The organism is Desulforamulus aquiferis (assembly GCF_030577015.1).
In the GTDB taxonomy this organism is placed as follows: Bacteria; Bacillota; Desulfotomaculia; order Desulfotomaculales; family Desulfotomaculaceae; genus Desulfotomaculum; species Desulfotomaculum aquiferis.
Map to the genome: position 1 here is coordinate 1 of NZ_JARPTC010000064.1, position 553 is coordinate 553.

The window sequence follows — 553 nt, forward strand, 5'->3', positions numbered from 1 at the left end:
GTTCTCTGCTTCGACTTGCGTCTAACACTTCCCCTTAACCTTCCAGCACCGGGCAGGCGTCAGCCCCTATACGTCAGCTTTCGCTTTAGCAGGGACCTGTGTTTTTGGTAAACAGTCGCTTGGGCCTTTTCTCTGCGGCCTCTTCTCGCTCTACAAGTTAATGTGTCACGATATAGAGGCACCCCTTCTCCCTAAGTTACGGGGTCATTTTGCCGAGTTCCTTAACGAGGGTTCTCTCGCGCGCCTTAGGATTCTCACCCCACCTACCTGTGTCGGTTTGCGGTACGGGCACCTTTTACCTCGCTAGAAGCTTTTCTTGGCAGTTTGGGATCAGCCACTTCGCTACTTGTTTTCGCTCCCCTTCACCTCTCAGGCTTTACAAGAGACGGATTTGCCTATCTCTTACCCTACGGGCTTGGACCAGCTTTTCCAACCGCTGGCTTGACTTACCCTCCTGCGTCACTCCTTCACTCAAACGGTATTTGGTGGTATCGGATTCTCAACCGATTGTCCATCGCCTACGCCTTGCGGCCTCGGCTTAGGTCCCGACTTA

General features: G+C 53.2%; 1 rRNA gene. It reads right to left on the bottom strand.

The annotated features are described in order from the left end of the window. Window positions 1-553: ribosomal RNA gene (locus P6N53_RS18530) — 23S ribosomal RNA — on the bottom strand; the annotation flags it as partial.